The organism is Methylomonas rhizoryzae (assembly GCF_008632455.1).
Taxonomy (GTDB): domain Bacteria; phylum Pseudomonadota; class Gammaproteobacteria; order Methylococcales; family Methylomonadaceae; genus Methylomonas; species Methylomonas rhizoryzae.
Window position 1 is genome coordinate 4,063,524 of record NZ_CP043929.1, and the last position, 18,401, is coordinate 4,081,924.

Annotated in this window: 16 protein-coding genes; 2 read left to right on the forward strand and 14 right to left on the reverse strand. The window is 57.6% G+C overall.

Annotation, left to right across the window (positions count from 1 at the left end; genetic code table 11):
• Positions 1-3: 3 nt before the first annotated feature.
• The 14 genes from F1E05_RS17950 to F1E05_RS18015 form a co-directional block, all read right to left on the reverse strand.
• On the reverse strand, positions 4-1,074 hold the full coding sequence (locus tag F1E05_RS17950) for an alpha-ketoacid dehydrogenase subunit beta (RefSeq protein ID WP_150050911.1): 1,071 nt from the start codon (positions 1,072-1,074) through the stop codon (positions 4-6).
• Positions 1,067-2,035 (reverse strand): thiamine pyrophosphate-dependent dehydrogenase E1 component subunit alpha, encoded by a 969-nt coding sequence (locus tag F1E05_RS17955; protein WP_150050913.1) that lies wholly within the window; start codon positions 2,033-2,035, stop codon positions 1,067-1,069. The genes F1E05_RS17950 and F1E05_RS17955 overlap by 8 nt, the downstream gene beginning before the upstream one ends.
• Positions 2,032-3,552, reverse strand: a complete 1,521-nt coding sequence (locus F1E05_RS17960) for a PfkB family carbohydrate kinase (protein ID WP_150050915.1) — start codon at positions 3,550-3,552, stop codon at positions 2,032-2,034. Before F1E05_RS17960 ends, F1E05_RS17955 begins: the two co-directional genes overlap by 4 nt.
• A 4-nt stretch (positions 3,553-3,556) precedes the next feature.
• A complete protein-coding gene (locus tag F1E05_RS17965; protein WP_150050917.1) occupies positions 3,557-4,120 on the reverse strand; it encodes an SIS domain-containing protein in 564 nt (187 codons plus the stop codon).
• Between the two features lie 10 nt (positions 4,121-4,130).
• A complete protein-coding gene (locus tag F1E05_RS17970; RefSeq protein WP_150050919.1) occupies positions 4,131-5,117 on the reverse strand; it encodes an SDR family oxidoreductase in 987 nt (328 codons plus the stop codon).
• 9 nt (positions 5,118-5,126) lie between these two features.
• Entirely contained in the window at positions 5,127-6,227 is a 1,101-nt protein-coding gene (locus tag F1E05_RS17975; protein WP_150050921.1) for a radical SAM protein, read from the reverse strand.
• A 236-nt stretch (positions 6,228-6,463) separates the two neighbouring features.
• Positions 6,464-7,360 (reverse strand): ADP-ribosyl-[dinitrogen reductase] hydrolase, encoded by an 897-nt coding sequence (gene draG, locus F1E05_RS17980; protein WP_150050923.1) that lies wholly within the window; start codon positions 7,358-7,360, stop codon positions 6,464-6,466.
• Complete coding sequence (locus F1E05_RS17985; protein WP_150050925.1) at positions 7,354-8,166, reverse strand: NAD(+)--dinitrogen-reductase ADP-D-ribosyltransferase; 813 nt, start codon at positions 8,164-8,166, stop codon at positions 7,354-7,356. Before F1E05_RS17985 ends, draG begins: the two co-directional genes overlap by 7 nt.
• Positions 8,167-8,206: 40 nt before the next feature.
• Complete coding sequence (locus F1E05_RS17990; protein ID WP_150050927.1) at positions 8,207-9,295, reverse strand: VanZ family protein; 1,089 nt, start codon at positions 9,293-9,295, stop codon at positions 8,207-8,209.
• 46 nt (positions 9,296-9,341) lie between these two features.
• Positions 9,342-11,231 (reverse strand): DNA topoisomerase IV subunit B, encoded by a 1,890-nt coding sequence (gene parE, locus F1E05_RS17995; protein WP_150050929.1) that lies wholly within the window; start codon positions 11,229-11,231, stop codon positions 9,342-9,344.
• A gap of 262 nt (positions 11,232-11,493) precedes the next feature.
• Positions 11,494-12,591 carry a quinolinate synthase NadA gene (gene nadA / locus F1E05_RS18000; protein ID WP_150050931.1) on the reverse strand — a complete coding sequence of 366 codons (1,098 nt, stop codon included), beginning with the start codon at positions 12,589-12,591 and terminating at the stop codon, positions 11,494-11,496.
• A gap of 36 nt (positions 12,592-12,627) precedes the next feature.
• Entirely contained in the window at positions 12,628-13,155 is a 528-nt protein-coding gene (locus F1E05_RS18005) for a DUF2780 domain-containing protein (protein ID WP_150050933.1), read from the reverse strand.
• 74 nt (positions 13,156-13,229) lie between these two features.
• A complete protein-coding gene (gene aspS, locus F1E05_RS18010; RefSeq protein ID WP_150050935.1) occupies positions 13,230-15,014 on the reverse strand; it encodes an aspartate--tRNA ligase in 1,785 nt (594 codons plus the stop codon).
• A 114-nt stretch (positions 15,015-15,128) separates the two neighbouring features.
• Positions 15,129-15,404 (reverse strand): FmdB family zinc ribbon protein, encoded by a 276-nt coding sequence (locus tag F1E05_RS18015; protein ID WP_150050937.1) that lies wholly within the window; start codon positions 15,402-15,404, stop codon positions 15,129-15,131.
• A 124-nt stretch (positions 15,405-15,528) separates the two neighbouring features.
• Here F1E05_RS18015 and pyrC point away from each other — a divergent pair, with 124 nt between their 5' ends.
• Both pyrC and F1E05_RS18025 read left to right on the forward strand, forming a co-directional pair.
• A complete protein-coding gene (gene pyrC, locus F1E05_RS18020; protein WP_408631340.1) occupies positions 15,529-16,578 on the forward strand; it encodes a dihydroorotase in 1,050 nt (349 codons plus the stop codon).
• A gap of 184 nt (positions 16,579-16,762) precedes the next feature.
• Positions 16,763-18,379 carry an ArnT family glycosyltransferase gene (locus F1E05_RS18025; RefSeq protein ID WP_232056699.1) on the forward strand — a complete coding sequence of 539 codons (1,617 nt, stop codon included), beginning with the start codon at positions 16,763-16,765 and terminating at the stop codon, positions 18,377-18,379.
• Positions 18,380-18,401: the final 22 nt, after the last annotated feature.

Sequence of the window (18,401 nt, forward strand, 5' to 3'; positions counted from 1 at the left end):
AAGTTAAAACGGGCCGACGAAACTGCGGTCGGGCTGATCCTTGGCCAAATCGGATTGCAATTGCCGGTGCAGCGTATCCATTAGCGGCCGTTGCGCCAATAATTCCAGCGCCGCTTCGGCGATCCGCTCCGCGCCGGGGTAGTAATGGTTGGCCTGAAAATGCGTGGTCGGCACCGGATGGTTCGGATAAGCGACCAGGCAAGGCGCTTGTTTTAAGGTGTTTGGCTGGCGCTGATACAAGCGCGAGATCAACACATGCCCCAGCGAGGCCATTTCCGGCGCGCAATCGGCCACCAACAACAAACCGGTTTTGGCCGCCGACCCGGCCACGCTGTCGACATCCAGCGGGGTCAGGCAGCGCATGTCGATCACTTCGGCTTCGATACCGTGCTCGGCCAACACGGTCGCCGCTTTCAGCGCTTCGATGCTCATATGCGAGAACGCGGCAATGCTGATGTCGCGGCCTGCGCGCAGTACCGCCGCGCCGCGCAAGCCGGCCGCGGGCCGCTGTTTATCGACTTCGCCGATCACGTGATGCAACCAGCGGTGCTCGACGAACAACACCGGGCCGTCGTCGGCAATCGCGTCCAGCAGGAAATGGTAGGCATCGCCGGCCGTGGTCGGCATCACCACTTTCAAACCCGGCACCTGGGCGAACATCGCTTGCAGGCTTTGCGAATGCTGCGGCCCCTGCCCCCAGCCGCGGCCGATAATGACCCTCACCACCAACGGCACGCTTTGCTTACCGTCGAACATGTAATGCCATTTGGCGGCATTGTTGACCAGCTGGTCCATCGCCAGCAACGCGAAGTCGATACGCTGATGCACCAGCACCGGCCGCATGCCGGCCAGCGCCGCGCCGATGCAGATGCCGGTCATGCCGTTTTCGGCCAGCGGCATGTCCAGTACCCGCTCGGCGCCGTATTTCTCGCGCAAGCCTTGGGTGGTGGCGAAAATGGTTTTCGGATCGGGCACGCCTTCGCCGATCAGCAGCATGTCCGGATATCGGTTTAGCCCGTCGTCCAGCGCCTCGCGAATCGCCGCGCCGTAACTCAGCATCAAGGTCTCAGACATATAGATGCCGCTCCATGTCGGCCAATTCCGGCGGTTGGCCGGCCAGCGCCCGCGCGAAGGCCTCGGCGATCTCGGCGCCAATCCGCTGCTCGATGTCGAGCAAGGCCTCGGCGGCGACGCCGGCCTCGGCCAATGTCCGGCCGGTATGCAACAACGGGCAACGTTGTTTCCAGGCCAGCAACTCGCCGGGAAAGCGGTAACCTAGCTCGTCGTCTTCGTTCGGCCCGCAATGTTCCGGCCAGCGGTGGGTATGCAATTCCAAAAATTGCGGACCAGCGCCATTTCGAGCAGCGGCGATGGCATTTTCCGCCAGCGCGTACACTTGCTCGACCTTGTTGCCGTCGCCGCTGACGGCTTGTAAGCCGTGGGCGGCGGCGATGGGGTAGATGTCGCGGGCCGGCTGGCGTTCGTACAGCGGCGTCATCACCGAATATTGGTTGTTCTCGCACACCATCACCAGTGGCAGTTGCTTCAGCACCGCGAAATTCATGGTCTCGTGCAACACGCCTTCCTCGAAACAGCCGTCGCCGAAAAAGATTACCACCACGTTTTTCGAGTTCCGGCGCTGTTCGCCCCAGGCGTAACCGGCCGCCACCGGCACGGTGCCGCCGACGATCGGCGTGGAGGCGATAAATCCGGCCGATAAATCGCTCAAATGCATCGAGCCGCCACGTCCGCCGCAACAACCTTCGGCAAAGCCGTACAGCTCGGCAATCAAGCCGACCAGACTGCCGCCCTTGGCCAGATAATGGCCATGGCCGCGATGATTGCTGAATACTTTGTCGCTGTCGGTCAGATGCGCACAGACCCCGACCGCGATGGCTTCCTCGCCGATGCATAAATGGGTCGGGCAACGCATTTGTTGCTCGGCGTAACGCTCGGCAATGGCTTCTTCGATCCGGCGGATGCGCAGCATCCGCTGATACAAATCCAGTAATTCGGCCGAATTTAGCGAGTTCATTTCAACAAAGTGGTGATGTATTTAAACAAGGCCACCGCCCGCACCGGCTCGCGGTTGCAGACGATTTGCACGTCCAGCGCCGCCGCCGCGCTGCCGGCGAACAAGGCCAGGTCCGGCGCCAGACCGGCGCCTAGGCACAGTCCGGCCAGCGACAAAAAGGCATCGCCGGCGCCGATGCGGTCCACCACTTTCGACGACAGGGCCGGAATCTTGTATTGGGTTTTAATGTGATCCAGCAACAACGCGCCCTTGGTGCCGCGGGTGATCGCGATATGGCTGGCCTGCAATCGATCGGCCAGTTGTCCGGCCAGCTCTTCGATCGCCCCGCCTCTGTCATGGACGGCCAAGCGCAGTTCCGGTTCGTTCATCGACAGAAAATTGGCGCGCGGATAGCGGGTAATTAAATGGTAGCCGCGATTACCGCTGTTGACCTGGGCGTTGACGGCCAGGAATTTGGCGCCGCCGGACAAGGCCGCCACCATCTCGCCGGAAATGAAGCCGTTGCCGAAATCCGGCACGATCACCACGTCGAAATCGCCTAAATGCCGATCCAGCCAAGCCACGATCTTGCGATTGGTTTCTTCCGGTAGCGGCGCGTCGTTGTAAAAATACACTTCGAACAACTTGGCGATATCGGCATCGACGTAGCGGCGTTTGACGATAGTCGGCCTATCCTGGCTGAAGAAAAACACCGGGTCGATGTTGGCATTCAGGTTGGTGCGAATGAAGTCTTCGTGGCTCTTGGTCGCGCCCAACCCGGACAGCAAGGTAACGTTGCCGGCGAATTCGGCCACGTGATTGGCGACCGCGATCGCGCCGCCGGCAAAGCGTTCGTAGTCGTGGTATTTGACCGAAAACACGTTGCCCTTGCCGGACTGGCCCAAGGCCGAGGTGTAATGGTATTCATCGACGATGGCCTCGCCGACCACCAACACGTTCAGGCTCTGCAAACCTTTCAGTTGCTCTATCATCGCGTTGGCCGAGATCCGCTCCTTGAATTCGTCCAGATAGGCGGAAATTTCCGGGGAGAACACCTCGAAATATTCGTTCAGCAAGCGGGTGGAACTGGAGGTCAGCTCGTCGGTGAAAAACACCTTGCCGCCGTGGCGTTCCACCGCATCTTGTTCGTGCTGAATATTGCCGGTCAAATCGTCGCTGGTGCTTTTGTAGTCGCTGCCCTTCACGTACAGATCGGGCTTGACCGCGTCCAGCACGTTGACCGCGGTCACCGCATGATTGATCGCCACACTATCGACGCAGGCCAGCGCGGCGATGTTTTCGGCCCGTAAATATTGATTGAACACCGGCCGGCCGGGACCTTTGTTGACGTATTCGTCGGCGGTGACGCTGACCAGCAGTGCGTCGGCCTCGCGGGCGGCGGCCTGCAAATGGCGGATATGGCCGATGTGCAATAAATCGAAGGTGCCGTGGCACAGCGCCACGGTTTTGCCCTGTGCCTTCAATTCGGCGGAACGCTGGGCCAGTTGCTCGATCGACAGAATTTTGGTGGTGGACATGGCTTTAGGTTTTTATCAAATGATCGGTGATGTGGTGCAACACGAACAAATGCGCCAGCTCGACCATGCCGTAATGGCTGCTGTCCAGCCAGACGTTCCAGCGCCCCAGTTTGCGTAACGGATTGTCGGGCTTGAAACCGCTCAGGGTCAGCACCGCCAAACCCTTGGCATTGGCGGCCGCGACCGCGTTGACGATGTTGGCCGACTGGCCGGAGCTGCTGATCGCGATCAACAAATCGTCGGGATAGGCGAAGGCCGCGACCTGCTTGGCGAAAGCCTGTTCGTAACCGAAATCGTTGGTAAAACAGGTCAACGGCGCCGCCTCGTGCAAGGTCAACGCGCATAAGCCGCCGACGTTGCGCAGATCGGTGATCACATGGCTGGCAATCGCCGCGCTGCCGCCGTTACCGAGGATGATGACCTTGGCCTGTTGTTGCTTGACCCGCGCGAATTCGGCCAGGACCTCGGCGACGACGCCTTCGCCGTCCAATTCGGCGCCGGCCGCATCGCTGAAACGGCAGCCGGCCAGCAATTGCGCAAACTGTCCCGCGGCTTTGACGATGGGCATAGCGGTCTCCTTATTTGTCCAGGTATTTGAACCAATCGGCGGTGGCGTCGGCGATCGAAGCCGAAGTCCACAGCGGCGCTTCCCGCCAATAATCGATATGCGCCAGCATATTCGCTACGCCCTGCTCAAAATCGACTTGCGGTCGCCAATTCAGCTTTTCCCGGATCTTGCGGGTGTCGGCAAAGGTGCAATCCGGCTCGCCGGGCCGCTTGGGAATATATTCGATGTCCCCGCCCAGCAACCCCACCAATTTATTAATACTGTAGCTGCCGCCGCTGCCGACGTTCATCACCTCGCCGACCCACTCCGACTCGGCGGCGGCGATGAAAGCGTTGGCCACGTCGGTCACATAGGTAAAGTCGCGGGTTTGCTTGCCGTCGCCGACCACGGTAAACGGCTTGCCGTTCAGCTTTTGCGCCAAAAACACCCCGAATACCGCGCCGTAGGCGCCGGTGGTGCGGGCGTGCGGGCCGTAGACGTTGAACAGGCGCAACGACAGCGCCGGCAAGCCGTAAAGCTGCGCCCAGTGCAACACCAATTCCTCGCCGAGATACTTGGTCAGCGCATACGGGTATTGCGGTTTGACCGGCGCGGTTTCCGGAGTCGGGAACTGTTCGGCCAAACCGTAGCAGGACGACGACGCGGCATACACCAAGCGTTTGACGCCAACCGCGCGGGCCGCTTCCAACACGTTGAAGGTGCCGTCGACGTTGGTTTCGTAATAAGCCCGCGGCTTTTCGATGGACGGCACGATGTCAGCCAGACCGGCCAGATGAAACACCCAATCGACGCCTGCGAATAGCGGCGCGATGGCGGCAAAATCGCGAATGTCGGCCTGATGAAACTCGAAGCGCTCCTGTTCCAGCAAGTCGGCGATGGTTTCCCTGCGGCCGCCGACCAGATTGTCGATGACCTTGACCTCATGGCCTTGGCGCCACAGTTCGCGGCTCAGATGACTGCCGATAAATCCGGCGCCGCCGGTGACGATGACCTTCATGCGCGATCCTTAAATGAAATTGACATGAGCGGGTTGGTTGTCGGCCAATTTGTCCAAATATTGATTCACCGCTTCCATCCGACAGTTTTTGCGGCACTCGTGGATGTCCAGTTCGTGGCCGATGAAATGCCAATTCGCGCGGCGCTTCTCGCCTTCCCAAATCGCCTGAAAACTTTGTTCGGCGATGTTGCCGTAGGCAAAGCGCGAGTCGGTCAGATAGGCGCTGCAACCGTAGACCTCGCCGTCGGCCATGATATACGCCCAAAAATACGGCGTGGCGTGGCAGGTTTTATAACGCTGTTGGTCCGACTGGCTGTAGTTTTTCATGGTTTGTTCGCGAAACACCACGTTGAAGCCGTCGCCGTTAAAAGCCGCCAGTTCTTCGGCCATGCCCAGCAAATCGTCGTAGCGTAGGTTTTCGTAAACGCGGGTCTCGCTGAACAGGTGTTGGGAATAGGGTTTGACCACCAGATAGTCCAGGCCGATGTCCTTGCAGATCCCGGCCAAGGTAGCGATCTCGTGGCGGTTTTCCGGTAACAACAGAATCTGCGCGCCCAGCGTGCAGGCCAGACCGTTTGCCCGCTTATACGCGACCGTCGCGCGCAGGTTGTTCAACACCAAATCAAAATCCGCCGGCTTGGTGCGGTGTATCGCCGCGTAAGTCTCGGCGCTGCCGGCATTCAACGACACTTTGATCCAGGAAGTCAGCGGCAGCGATTGTTCGATGAATTTGGCATTCATCAGCGTGCCGTTGGTGGTGAACGATACGTCGATGCCGGCATCCACGCTGGCCTTGACGATTTCGTTGATCTCTTTGTGCAGCATCGGCTCGCCCTCGCCGGCGTACATAATGCTCTTGACGCCGAGCCGGCCCATCTCGGCCAGGCGCTGCGCCAGAATTTTGACATCCAGCCGCTTGGCCTGGTAACCGATGTAATCGACCGCGCAAAAGGTGCAGCGATGGTTGCAAGCGCCGACCGGCGAGATTTCCATGTAGATCGGATAGACAGCCTTAGCCCGTTCCCAGTCGGCGCGGCCATCCAGCCACTGCGCGACCCGGCGCGGGTGGTAAACCAATTTGTGGCTGTCGATAGCGTACTTATCCGTCATAACTTTGTCACCGACCGGTCGAAAAACTTGAGTATTTCAATCAAAGCGATATATGTGCCAGTTACCGAGCCATGGCTCCGCCTGACTTAAGCGCGCCAGCCCGACCAAGCAAAGGCTTAGCGACTATCGCCCCCATAGCCTAGCGGATTCTTTGCGTTTGACGAATAAACGGCCAAGCAAACGTATTACCGATAGATGTATGAGCCGCACACACATGTCGCCCGATGTCGGTCGCCTTAAGTCTGGTTAATGTTGTCGGCCAGCGCCAGCAAAGCTGAAGTCTGCCGACGTATCTGCCCGGCTACCTCGGCGTCCAAGGCATCCAGCCAGCGTTGAGGTATCGCGTCGAGGCCGTAATAGGCGCCGGCCAGCATGCCGGCCAGAGCTCCGGTAGTGTCGGCGTCTCCGCCCTGATTGACCGTTGCGATCAGACAATCTTCGAAACTGTCGGTAGCAAAAAAATAATGCAGCACGGTCTGCACGGTATCGACGATATAAGCGGAAGCCTTGCCGGGATAGGGCCGGAATTCGAACTGAGGAGCGGCTTGAATCAAATCCTCGGCGATGCGGCTACAGGCAACCGCGTCGCCACCTAGCAGCAGACTGCGCAGCATCTGCGCCATGGCCAGGGTTCCCGAATCGGCCAAGGGATGGTGATGGGTCAAGCGGCATTGCTGCAAGCTGCAATCGAGCATTAGCTGCGGCTGCCGCAAGGTCGCCAGCACCACCGGCAGGTTGCGCATGCAGCCGCCGTTGCCGGCTTCGTCGTCCCTCGGCTCGCCGTGCAGAAAGCCCGTGTCTCGATAGCGCTGGATACCGCGCCGGCAGGTGTTGCCGACGTCAGGCGGCTCGCTTTGCAACCAAGCGACGAAATTGTCCGCAATCGCGCGCAAATCCCAAGCTTGCCGGTCGATCAGCGCTTGGCCCAACGCCAACGCCATTTGGGTATCGTCGGTAACCTGCCCGGCGTCCAGTCCTAACCAGCCACCGCCGGTAATGTCGCGATGCACGCCGATGCGGCGGCGGATAAGCTTGGGCGACATGAACTCCACGGTCGCTCCCAAGGCGTCGCCGCAAGCAAAACCCAAGTAGGCGCCTAACGCCCGGTCGGCCAATTCCGTCTCGTCTACCATCTGGCCACCTTGACCCGGTAATCGCCGCCTATCACCAAATATTCGGCTTCGCCGTGCAGCGCGTGATGCGGCAGCAACTCGCTGAAAAACACCAATTTCACCATAGGCACATCGACTTCCAGGATATAACTGCCGAATTCGCCGGCAATGTCGCGTTGATCGGTAAACGACATCAAACTGTTGAAACGCACGATTTTGTGTTGCTTATCTTCGTCGCCCAAAATTTCGTGCTCGTCCAAGGCGTTGACGCCACGGTACAGAGTTTTGCGAACCGCTGCCGGTACCTGGAAACGCTCTATCACCCATTGGCAATATTCGTACAGCAAATCCAGCTGCATGTAGATGCAGTTGTTGTGGTAGCGGCTGTTCATTTTTTCCTGAACGTAGTCCAACCAATCCTTGGTCATGAAGCCGGTGATGCGCTGTTTATGATAATTGGGAAACAAACCGAAGCGGCTTTCCACCCAACCTTTAAACACCGCGCCTTGGGCGTTGTTGGAATCCAAGCCCCAATCCTGTATCAGCCGCAAATAACTGTTGCGATAGCGTCTACGGCCGCTGGCGTCGTCGCGCAATCGCTGCTCGGTCTCGAAGCCGAACACCACGCACATATAGTCTTGAAAGAGTTGCCCGCACGCCTGCATCGAATCTTGCGTTTCCAATTGCTGGAACAAGCCGGGCGCCGATTCTCGGGTGCCGGCGATATGCAAAGGTTTGGGATCGTCGTTAAACAAATGACTGGCGATGCAAGCGCTGGCAACGCCGATCAGGTTGGTACTGTGCGAATAGGGCGAACGAAAAGGCATTGCAGGCAAAATTAGGCGCGCAAACGGGTCAAAATGCATATCATCGGCGAAACGGCGCCCGGCTGGCCAGTGCTTTCGCGCAAGCCGCCGCCAGTACACCTAATAGCACCCCGCCGCAGTCGATAGCGATGTCGCTCAATCTCGGGGTACGGCCCTGAATGAACAACTGCAAGACTTCGCTAGCGCCGGCAAACAGCGCCAAGGCCGGTAAAACCCGCCGCCCGCTTCCTTTCACGCCAAGCACGAATGCCAAGCAGGCAAACAGGCCGAAGTGGCCTAGTTTGAACATGTCCCAATCCGGCCAATGTAACGCGGTTTCGAAATAGGGAAAATCGCTGCTTTGGAAAAACACATCAGCCGAGGCGACAGACTGCAGACCATAACGGACAAGCCAGCCGCCGACTTGGTGTTTCACGCTCCCCGGCATCAATACTCCCGCTAGAATGCCCATAGTCAACAAGCATTTCACCGGGTCTTGCGCTTTCAACAAACCGCTACGCAGCCAAGCTAGCAACAGACCCGCCCCCAAGCTTATCCACAACGTCAACAAGGCGTAACGCCAGGCGTGGAAATGTTGAGACAGTTCCAGCCTGCTTAATCGGCAATCCTTGACCCAAAGCTCGCCGGGGCTGTGCATCAGTTGCGCGGCCACCTTCAACTCAGTCACGCCGGCAGCCACGGCAAATACCTGTGTCGCCGCCGTCCAAGCGCGGCTGCCGGTCAATGCGGTTAATAAATGCGGGTAGGCGTAAATCGGCTTGCCTTGCCGGTCAACGGAAAGCAGCACCAGCCAGCCCAGCTCCCATCCGCGGGTGCCGGGCTGAATAGCCTGACTTTTGACGTGGCAACTCAGCTGCAACAAATTGCCTAGCGGCGGCGCCTTGATGGTTTGGCTGACTTCGACGCCGCCTTTGGCCTCCGCCAAACCCAAGCGCAAGCTGCCCGCTACCGCCTCGGCCGTGCCGGCACCCGTTACTTGCCAGCCGGTCAGCGCATCCGCGAAACCCGGGTTCCGCAACAACTGCGGCCCGGCCAGATAGCGCGGAAAGTGGTTGAAAAACACTACGGTCGCCAAGCATAGCAGCAGCACGCATGCCGCCCATAAGCTTTGCCGCCGCCAGCCCGCCATTACGTCGCCTTCAGCCGCATGCTAATCTCATCAACCGGCTGCAACACTACACGTCAGCCAAATTGCCTTTTTCCTCCAACCAGCTCTTGCGGTCGGCGGCGCGCTTTTTCGCCAACAGCAAATCCATACGCTGGAAGGTTTCGCCGTCGTCGTCCACGGTCAACTGCACCAGCCGGCGGGTATCCGGGTTCATCGTGGTTTCTCTGAGCTGCGACGGATTCATCTCGCCCAAACCTTTGAAGCGTTGAATATTGATTTTGCCGGACAGTTTTTCCGCCTCTATCCGCGCCAACACCCCTTGCCGCTCGGCTTCGTCCAAAGCGTAAAACACCTTTTTACCCACGTCGATGCGATATAACGGTGGCATTGCCACGAACACGTGGCCGGCCTTGACCAAGGGTTTGAAATGTTTGTAAAACAAGGCGCAAATCAGGGTGGCGATGTGGTTACCGTCCGAGTCGGCATCGGCCAGTATGCAAATTTTGCCGTAACGCAGATTCTGCAAATCGGCACTGTCCGGCTCTATGCCCAGCGCCACCGCGATGTCGTGCACTTCTTGCGATGCCATGACTTCGTTGGAATCGACTTCCCAAGTGTTCAAAATCTTGCCGCGCAACGGCATGATGGCTTGGTATTCGCGGTCGCGAGCCTGCTTGGCGGAACCGCCGGCCGAATCGCCTTCGACCAGAAACAACTCGGTGCGGGTAATGTCCTGTGCGGCACAATCGGCCAATTTACCGGGCAAAGCCGGTCCGGCGGTCACTTTTTTACGCACGATTTTCTTGGCCGAGCGCAAGCGTTTTTGCGCACTGACGAGGATGATTTCGGCGATTTTCTCCCCTTCTTGCGGATGCTGGTTCAACCACAGGCTAAAGGTGTCCTTGGCGACGCCGGACACAAAGGCCACGCATTCGCGTGAACTCAGGCGTTCCTTGGTTTGCCCGGAAAACTGCGGATCTTCCAATTTGACCGACAACACGAAATGGCAGTTTTCCCAAACGTCTTCCGGGGCGATTTTAACGCCGCGCGGCAGCAGGTTGCGAAAATCGCAGAATTCGCGCATCGCCTCGGTCAAACCGGCTCGCAAGCCGTTGACGTGGGTACCGCCCTGCGCGGTCGGCACCAGATTGACATAACTTTCGGCCACCGCCTCCGCCAACCCTTCGGGAGTCCAGACGATGCCCCATTCCACCGCCTCGTTGCTGGCGGCCATATTAGCCATGAACGGCGGCTGCGGAAAAATTTCCGCATCGCCGATCCGATCCAGCAAATACTCTTGCAGACCGTTTTGATAGCACCATTCGATGCGTTCGTCGCTTAGCTCCGAGACCAAGACGATTTTCAAACCGGGGCATAACACCGCCTTGGCCCGCAACACCTGCTTGAGCTTGCTGACCGATACCCGATTGGAATCGAAGTATTTGCCGTCCGGCCAGAAATGCACGCTGGTGCCGGTGTTGTTTTTGCCGACCGTGCCGGTTTGCTGCAATTCGCCGATCTTATCGCCGCCGGCGAATTCCATTTGAAAAACGCCGCCGCCGCGCCTGATTTCCACCAGCAACTTTTCGGACAAGGCATTGACCACCGACACCCCGACGCCGTGCAATCCGCCGGAAAATTGGTAATTTTTGTTGGAAAACTTGCCGCCGGCGTGGAGTTGGGTCAGGATCACTTCGACCCCCGGAATGCCTTGTTCCGGATGAATATCGACCGGCATGCCGCGGCCGTTGTCGACTACCTTGATCGAGCCATCTTTGAACAAGACGACTTCTATGTTGTCGGCGAAACCGGCCAGCGCTTCGTCGACGCTGTTGTCCACCACTTCCTGCACCAAATGGTTGGGGCGGGTGGTATCGGTATACATACCGGGACGCTTACGCACCGGGTCCAGACCGCTAAGTACCTCGATCGCGGCGGCGTTATATTCTTGGCTCATGCTTGATTACTGTGAAAGTCATGGTGGGATGCGCTCCGTCGCAATGGGCAAGACTGTGGCCGCGGCAAAGTGCCCGCACCTGCCAATCCGCCTTTCATGCTCAGCGGTAATACTTACCTTGGCTCCCTGCTCATTAAGTTGGGAAATTCGATTCGGAAAGGCAAGCAGCCGTTCGCCGGACAAAGGCTGCGGCAAGCCGCCACATCCTCTAAGGCGTTCGACCGATCATCCGTCGGCTACGGCCGCCTAAGCGCAAATCGTCTCAAGAAGCCGCCAGCATGTTATCCAGCGCCGATTTGGCCAGCGCGGCTTGCGCGGCCGGCACCGCTACCTGATTGACGACATGGCCGGCGGCGAGATTTTCCAGCACCCAGCACAAATGCTGCGGATCGGTGCGGAACATCGTGGAACACATGCTTAAGGTAGGCGCCATAAAGTGCACGCTTTTGCCTTGCGCTTTACATTCCTGCGCCAGCCGGTTGACCAAGTTCAATTCGGTCGCTACCAGCCAACGGGTGTTGGCTTCGGCTTCGCGGACTATCTTTAAAATCATTTCGGTGGAACCGATGTAATCGGATTTTTCGCACACCTCGAAACAGGCTTCCGGGTGGGAAATGACGATGGTCTCAGGATGCCGCTGTTTGAAGTCGTCGATTTGCTCCGGTTGAAAGGCTTGGTGCACCGAACAATGGCCTTTCCACAAGATTATTTTAGCCTCACGAATTTGTCGTTCGGTCAGGCCACCCTGCGCTTTATTGAAATCCCAAGTCACCATCTGTTCCAACGGGATACCCATTCGGAAACCGGTGTTGCGGCCTAAATGCTGATCCGGGAAAAACAGCACTTTCTCCCGTCGCGCGAAACTCCAGTTCAGGATTTTTTGTGCATTGGACGAGGTGCAGACGATACCGCCGTGTTGGCCGCAAAACGCTTTCAAATCGGCTGCCGAGTTGATGTAAGTGACCGGCGTTACGCAGTTTTCAACGTCGATGATCTTGGCCAATTCGTCCCAGCATTGCTGAACTTTGATTTTATTGGCCATGTCGGCCATCGAACAACCGGCCGCCATGTCCGGCAAAATGGCGATCTGCTCCGGGCGCGACAAAATATCGGCCACTTCGGCCATAAAATGCACGCCGCAGAACACGATATATTCGGCTTCGGACTGCGCGGCCTCACGCGACAACTTCAGCGAGTCGCCAAACGCGTCGGCGTGCTTGAACACTTCGTCGCGTTGATAGTGGTGACCCAGGATTATGCAACGCTTGCCCAACTTAGCCTTGGCCGCTTCTATGCGCATATCGCATTCGGCATCGTCTAACAGGGCGTAATCGTGTATCGGTAAAGCGGAAGTCGTCATATCTGTCATCAAACTCTAATCGTTTGCGCCGCCGGTTCAGTACAGCGCTCTTTGCAATAAACTCATCGCCCCGCTGCCGCCTTGACCTTGCACGTACTGCAACACGACCGGGACGAATTGACTCGCCATATTGGCATTCATACCCAAGGACTGAAACGATCCGCCTAATGCCGCCAGCTTGCCCAGTCCGCTGTTCTGACCGCCCAGCAAGGTCGCGGCCGAACCCAGCAATACATTGGAACCGCTGCTTTGCGGCACCGCCCCCAAATACTGATCCATGCCGGGGATACTACCGCTGAGCTGGGTAAAATCGCTAGGATTCATGTACTGCTGCGCCAATGCGAAGATGGACCCGGCCCCACCTAAAGCTTGTTGCGGGTTTACTCCCAGTTTATCGACCAACAGGGTCACCAAGCCGAGCTGGGACGAAGAACCGGTGAGAGTCCCGACCGCTTGTTGCGCGGCGGCTTGCGCCAATACTTGTCCTGCGCCGGATGGCGTCTGCGCGCAGCCGGCCAGCAAACCGGCAACGCAAATGCTGGAAACTGTCGATATCGTTTTCATCGTTGGTGCTCCTCGGGTAGACAACTGGATTTTCACCCGAGCCGCACCGGCGGCTGGGCGACTGATTAGCGGCCTTATTTTTCTTCGCTGCCTGCCGGCTTGCGCAAGCGTATTCCCAGTTCTTTGAGCTGTTCTTCGCTGACCGGCGCCGGTGCATTGAACAGCGGGCAAGCCGCGGTCTGGGTTTTCGGGAAGGCAATCACGTCGCGTATCGAGCCGGCGCCGGTCATCAACATCACCAAGCGGTCCAAACCGAAGGCGATACCGCCGTGCGGCGGCGCACCGTAACGCAGAGCATCCAGCAAAAAGCCGAATTTCTCGCGAGCCTCGTCGTGGCCTATGCCCAAAATCGCGAATACGATTTGCTGCATCTCGGTGCGGTTGATCCGAATCGAGCCGCCGCCGACTTCGGTACCGTTCAGCACCAAATCGTAGGCACGCGACAGAGCCTTGCCGGGATCGGCTTTCAATTCGTCGACCGAACATTTCGGCGCGGTGAACGGGTGGTGAATCGCCGTGTAACGTTGCGCTTTTTCGTCCCAGGCAAACATCGGAAAATCCACGACCCACAGCGGCTTCCAAGGGCCGGTCAGCAGGCTGCGCTCCAAACCCAGTTTGACTCGCAACGCACCCATGGCTTCGTTGACGATGTCGGCCTTGTCGGCGCCGAAGAAAATCAGGTCGCCGTTCTCGGCCCCTACTTTCTCCATGACCTTGGCCCAAACGTCGGCCGGCGCGAATTTGACGATAGGCGATTGCAAGCCTTCCACACCGGCAGCCAAGTCGTTAACCTTGATGTAGGCCAGACCTTTGGCACCGTAGATGCCGACGAATTTGGTCAAGATATCGATTTCGCTACGGCTCAAGTCGCCGCCTTGCGGCAATTTCATAGCCACTACCCGGCCGTGCGGATCGTTGGCCGGGCCGGAAAACACTTTAAAATCCACTTCGCGCATTTCGTCGGCGATGTCGACCAGTTCCAGCGGAATCCGCAAGTCCGGACGGTCGGAACCGTAACGGTGCATCGCTTCGGCATAAGTCATCACCGGGAACGACTCGCCCAAATCGACATCGATGATGTCTTTGAACAAGCGGCGGATCATTTCTTCCATCACCGCCATAATTTCGGCTTCGTTCATGAACGAGGTCTCGATATCCAGCTGGGTGAACTCCGGCTGGCGGTCGGCGCGCAAATCTTCGTCGCGGAAACAACGCACGACTTGGTAATAGCGCTCCATGCCGGCCACCATCAACAACTGCTTGTACAACTGCGGCGATTGCGGCAACGCAAAAAACGAGTTTTGGTGGGTACGGCTGGGCACGATGTAATCGCGCGCACCTTCCGGCGTGGCCTTGGTCAGGTAAGGCGTCTCGATTTCGAAAAACTCGTTGGCATCCAGATACTGGCGCAAATGGCGGGTCACGTCGCGGCGCACTTTCATTTTTTCCAGCATGGCCGTGCGGCGCAAGTCGATATAGCGGAAACGCAGGCGGGTTTCCTCGTTGACCTCGATTTCGCTTTCTAACGGGAAAGGCGGCGTCTCGGATTCGTTCAACACTTCGATATGCTTGCCCAATACCTCGATTTGGCCGGTAGCCATGTTGGGATTATGCGTGCCTTCCGGCCGGTCGCGGACAATGCCTTCGATGCGCAATACATATTCGCTACGCACGTGTTCCGCTATCGCGAAACTCGCCTGGGCATCGGGATCGAACACCACTTGAACCAGACCGGCTCTATCGCGCAAGTCGATGAAAATCACGCCGCCGTGGTCGCGACGACGGTGTACCCAGCCGCACAACGCGACGGTTTGTCCTAAATGTTGGGTATTCAGTTCTCCACACTTGTGGCTACGCATATCGAGTCTCGGAAAAAATCACTAATTGGCAATAGTTGGGCCGGGCCGCACTGCAACAAGGCAGGCCCGGTCGAAGATAGGCGCCGATGACGAATACCGGCGCAACTGATTTGGCTAGTGGCAGGCGCAACTGCCGCCGCAACCGCCGCCGGCAGGCGAGTTGTTAGAGCTGCCGCCGGAGTTTTCGCCGGCGACATTCCTTTTGCTACCGCTTTTGAAATCGGTCTCGTACCAGCCGCCGCCTTTCAAACGGAATCCGGCGGCGGATATTTTCTTTTTCAATTCCGCTTGGTTGCAGGCCGGGCAAATCAGCAACGGTTCGGCACCTAGTTTTTGTAAGGCTTCGTGCTCGTGGCCGCAGGCGTTACATTGATACTCGTAGATAGGCATGGCTACTCCCCAAAAATAAAATCGAAAAAACGAATTCTGAATAAGGCTTGCCTTGATCGTTTTCAAGGCCCTTGGTGATAGAATGCCGACCATTTTAATCGAAGTTGACACTATTGGCGTAAAAATGGACGCATCGCTTACCCGTTTGACTCTCACCCGCCCCGACGATTGGCATTTACACGTCCGCAGCGGCTCCCTGCTCAAAAGCGTCATCGCCCATAGCGCCCGGCAATTCGCCCGCGCCATCGTCATGCCGAACCTGAAGCCGCCGGTCACTACCGTAGCTCAGGCCTTACAATATCGCGAGGAAATTTTGTCCGCCCTGCCAGCGGAATCTAACTTCCAACCGCTGATGACCTTGTATTTGACTGCCGACACGCCGCCGACGCAAATCCAACAAGCCGCCGAGTCCGAACACGTTTACGCCATCAAACTGTACCCCGCCGGTGCGACCACCAATTCCGCCGCCGGGGTTGGCGACATCCGCGCCGTTTATCCCTTGTTCGAGACGATGCAGCGCTACCAGCTGCCGTTATTGATACACGGCGAAGTCACCGGCGAGCAATACGATATTTTCGATCGCGAGAAGCTGTTTGTAGATAACCATTTGAGCGAAATCGTCCGGCAATTTCCCGAGTTACGCCTCGTGGTCGAACATTTGACAACGGCAGACGCGGTGCAATTCGTGTCCGCAGCCGGCCCCAACGTTGCCGCCACCATCACGCCACAGCATTTGCTATACAACCGCAACGCCTTGCTGGCCGGCGGCATTCGTCCGCATTACTATTGCCTGCCTGTCCTGAAACGCGAGCAGCACCGTCAAACCCTGCTCGCGGCCGCCACCAGCGGCAATCCCAAATTCTTTTTGGGTACCGATAGCGCACCGCATCCAACCCATCTTAAAGAGAACGCCTGCGGCTGTGCCGGCTGTTATAGCGCCCACGCCGCGCTGGAGTTGTACGCCGAAGCGTTCGAACAAGCCCGGGCATTGGACAAGCTGGAAGGTTTTGCCAGTTTTTACGGCGCCGATTTCTACCGCTTGCCGCGCAATACCGATCGCATCACCTTGCAAAAGCAAACCTGGACGGTACCCGACCGCTACGGCGAAGGCGAGGCTTCGATTACGCCGTTAAGGGCCGGCGAACAACTGACTTGGCAACTTGAAAACGCCTAATGCCTTTGGTGAATTTGAACCGGACCAGGCCATTTCAACCACTCCCCGCACAGTTTGCAGCATACGCTAACAGCCGGAAAGCGGGTGTCGGCCGAACGGATACAGCCGGCATCAACCACTAACCGCTTCACAGCAAAATGGCACAATCTTGGCATGGCTTTAGCCGACTTCCTGCTACCCACTAATGATGAGCAATCCCCTGTCCAGTTTTGCCCTTAAACCGGCATCCGCCGCTTCGCTTTACCGTTGGGGGATTTTTCCGCTATGGGCCTTGTTAACCGCGACCTTATTATTTCGCCCCATCATTCCTCTGGACGAGACCCGTTATCTCAGCGTCGCCTGGGAAATGTGGCAACGGGCCGACTTTTTGGTCCCCTATTTGAACGGCCAGCCTTACAGCCATAAACCGCCGCTGTTGTTCTGGCTGATCCATGCCGGCTGGTCGGTTTTCGGCATCAACGACTGGTCGCCGCGCCTGGTCGGACCGCTCTGCTCGCTATTGAATTTGATACTGATTCGCACGCTTGCCGCCAAACTTTGGCCAAACTCACCCAAAGTTGCATGGACTAGCCCTTGGTTTTTACTCGGCACTTTGCCGTGGACCTTGTTTGCCACGGCAACCATGTTCGATACCTTGCTCACCGACTGCGTGCTTGTCGGCATGCTGGGTTTAATCGCGGCGTCCCAAACCGCCGCCCGCTTACTCGGCTGGAGTTGTTTTGCCTTAGCGACCGGACTGGGCTTATTGGCTAAAGGCCCGGTGGTACTGCTGTATTTATTGCCGTGCGCGCTGACGGTTCGCTTTTGGTTGCAAACAGTACCTGAGCGCTGGTTCATTCATTTAGTGATCGCCCTATCGGCCGGCATGGGTTTGGCTTTGTGTTGGGCAATACCCGCAGCCGCAGCCGGCGGCGAAAATTATGCCGGTGCAATTTTATGGCATCAAACCGCGGACAGGGCTGCCGGCACTAGAATCCACGCCCGACCGTTTTTTTTATATTTGCTGTTTTTGCCGTTGCTGACTTTTCCCTGGATTAGTTGGCGGCCACTTTGGCGCGGCGGTCAATGGCAGTTAATCAAATCCGACCCGGCCTTGCGGTTTTGCTGGCTGTGGTTGTTAAGCGCTTTTTTATTGTTTTCGCTGCTGCCGAGCAAACAATTGCACTACTTGATTCCGGCATTGCCGGCCTTCGCATTAATTTGCGCCCGCTATTCAAGCCTGCCGCAAACAATCGGCAAGCGCGCACTGGAGTCGTTACCCGGCTTATTGTTGTTAGCGATAGGCGGGCTGCTAGCACTGATCCCAAGTTTACCCGGTTTGGCAGATCTGCGTTGGGCGCAATCAATCGAACCGACCTGGGGCTTGAGCGTCGCCGCCATCGCCCTAACGCTAACGCTTTACGCCTTAGTCCGCGGCCGCTTGCCGATAGCGGCAATCGCCGCCGCGATGACAGTCAGCATATGCATAGGGTTCTTTTACTTTTTTCGAGACGCCGGCTCGCAATACGATTTACGCCCCGCCGCCAATTTTTTAAAGCAATTGGACGAGCAACAGATACCCAACGCCTTTATCGGCGACTACCAAGGCCAGCTACATTTTCTAGGTCGACTGACTCAACCAATAGCCGTTATTCAACCGCAACAAGCCAAAGACTGGTACAGGCAACATCCCAACGGTTACCTGTTGTCGGTTAATCGGGAAAAGCCCGAGCGCGCCGGTTTTCTGCAAGCGCACCGCGAGTATTGGCTGGCGTTTCAAAACGCGGACGACCGCCTCAAACCCAAACCGCACAAGCCGTAATAAAAGCAACACTCTTCGATTA

Bases quoted from the DNA above. Each gene is read 5' to 3' on its own strand.
- aspS (WP_150050935.1), bottom strand. From the start codon at position 15,014: ATGCGTAGCCACAAGTGTGGAGAACTGAATACCCAACATTTAGGACAA.
- F1E05_RS17985 (WP_150050925.1), bottom strand. From the start codon at position 8,166: ATGCCTTTTCGTTCGCCCTATTCGCACAGTACCAACCTGATCGGCGTT.
- F1E05_RS17970 (WP_150050919.1), bottom strand. From the start codon at position 5,117: ATGAAGGTCATCGTCACCGGCGGCGCCGGATTTATCGGCAGTCATCTG.
- F1E05_RS17965 (WP_150050917.1), bottom strand. From the start codon at position 4,120: ATGCCCATCGTCAAAGCCGCGGGACAGTTTGCGCAATTGCTGGCCGGC.
- F1E05_RS17950 (WP_150050911.1), bottom strand. From the start codon at position 1,074: ATGTCTGAGACCTTGATGCTGAGTTACGGCGCGGCGATTCGCGAGGCG.
- nadA (WP_150050931.1), bottom strand. From the start codon at position 12,591: ATGACGACTTCCGCTTTACCGATACACGATTACGCCCTGTTAGACGAT.
- F1E05_RS17990 (WP_150050927.1), bottom strand. From the start codon at position 9,295: ATGGCGGGCTGGCGGCGGCAAAGCTTATGGGCGGCATGCGTGCTGCTG.
- F1E05_RS17975 (WP_150050921.1), bottom strand. From the start codon at position 6,227: ATGACGGATAAGTACGCTATCGACAGCCACAAATTGGTTTACCACCCG.
- F1E05_RS18015 (WP_150050937.1), bottom strand. From the start codon at position 15,404: ATGCCTATCTACGAGTATCAATGTAACGCCTGCGGCCACGAGCACGAA.
- F1E05_RS18005 (WP_150050933.1), bottom strand. From the start codon at position 13,155: ATGAAAACGATATCGACAGTTTCCAGCATTTGCGTTGCCGGTTTGCTG.
- F1E05_RS17960 (WP_150050915.1), bottom strand. From the start codon at position 3,552: ATGTCCACCACCAAAATTCTGTCGATCGAGCAACTGGCCCAGCGTTCC.
- pyrC (WP_408631340.1), top strand. From the start codon at position 15,529: ATGGACGCATCGCTTACCCGTTTGACTCTCACCCGCCCCGACGATTGG.
- F1E05_RS17955 (WP_150050913.1), bottom strand. From the start codon at position 2,035: ATGAACTCGCTAAATTCGGCCGAATTACTGGATTTGTATCAGCGGATG.
- parE (WP_150050929.1), bottom strand. From the start codon at position 11,231: ATGAGCCAAGAATATAACGCCGCCGCGATCGAGGTACTTAGCGGTCTG.
- F1E05_RS18025 (WP_232056699.1), top strand. From the start codon at position 16,763: ATGATGAGCAATCCCCTGTCCAGTTTTGCCCTTAAACCGGCATCCGCC.
- draG (WP_150050923.1), bottom strand. From the start codon at position 7,360: ATGGTAGACGAGACGGAATTGGCCGACCGGGCGTTAGGCGCCTACTTG.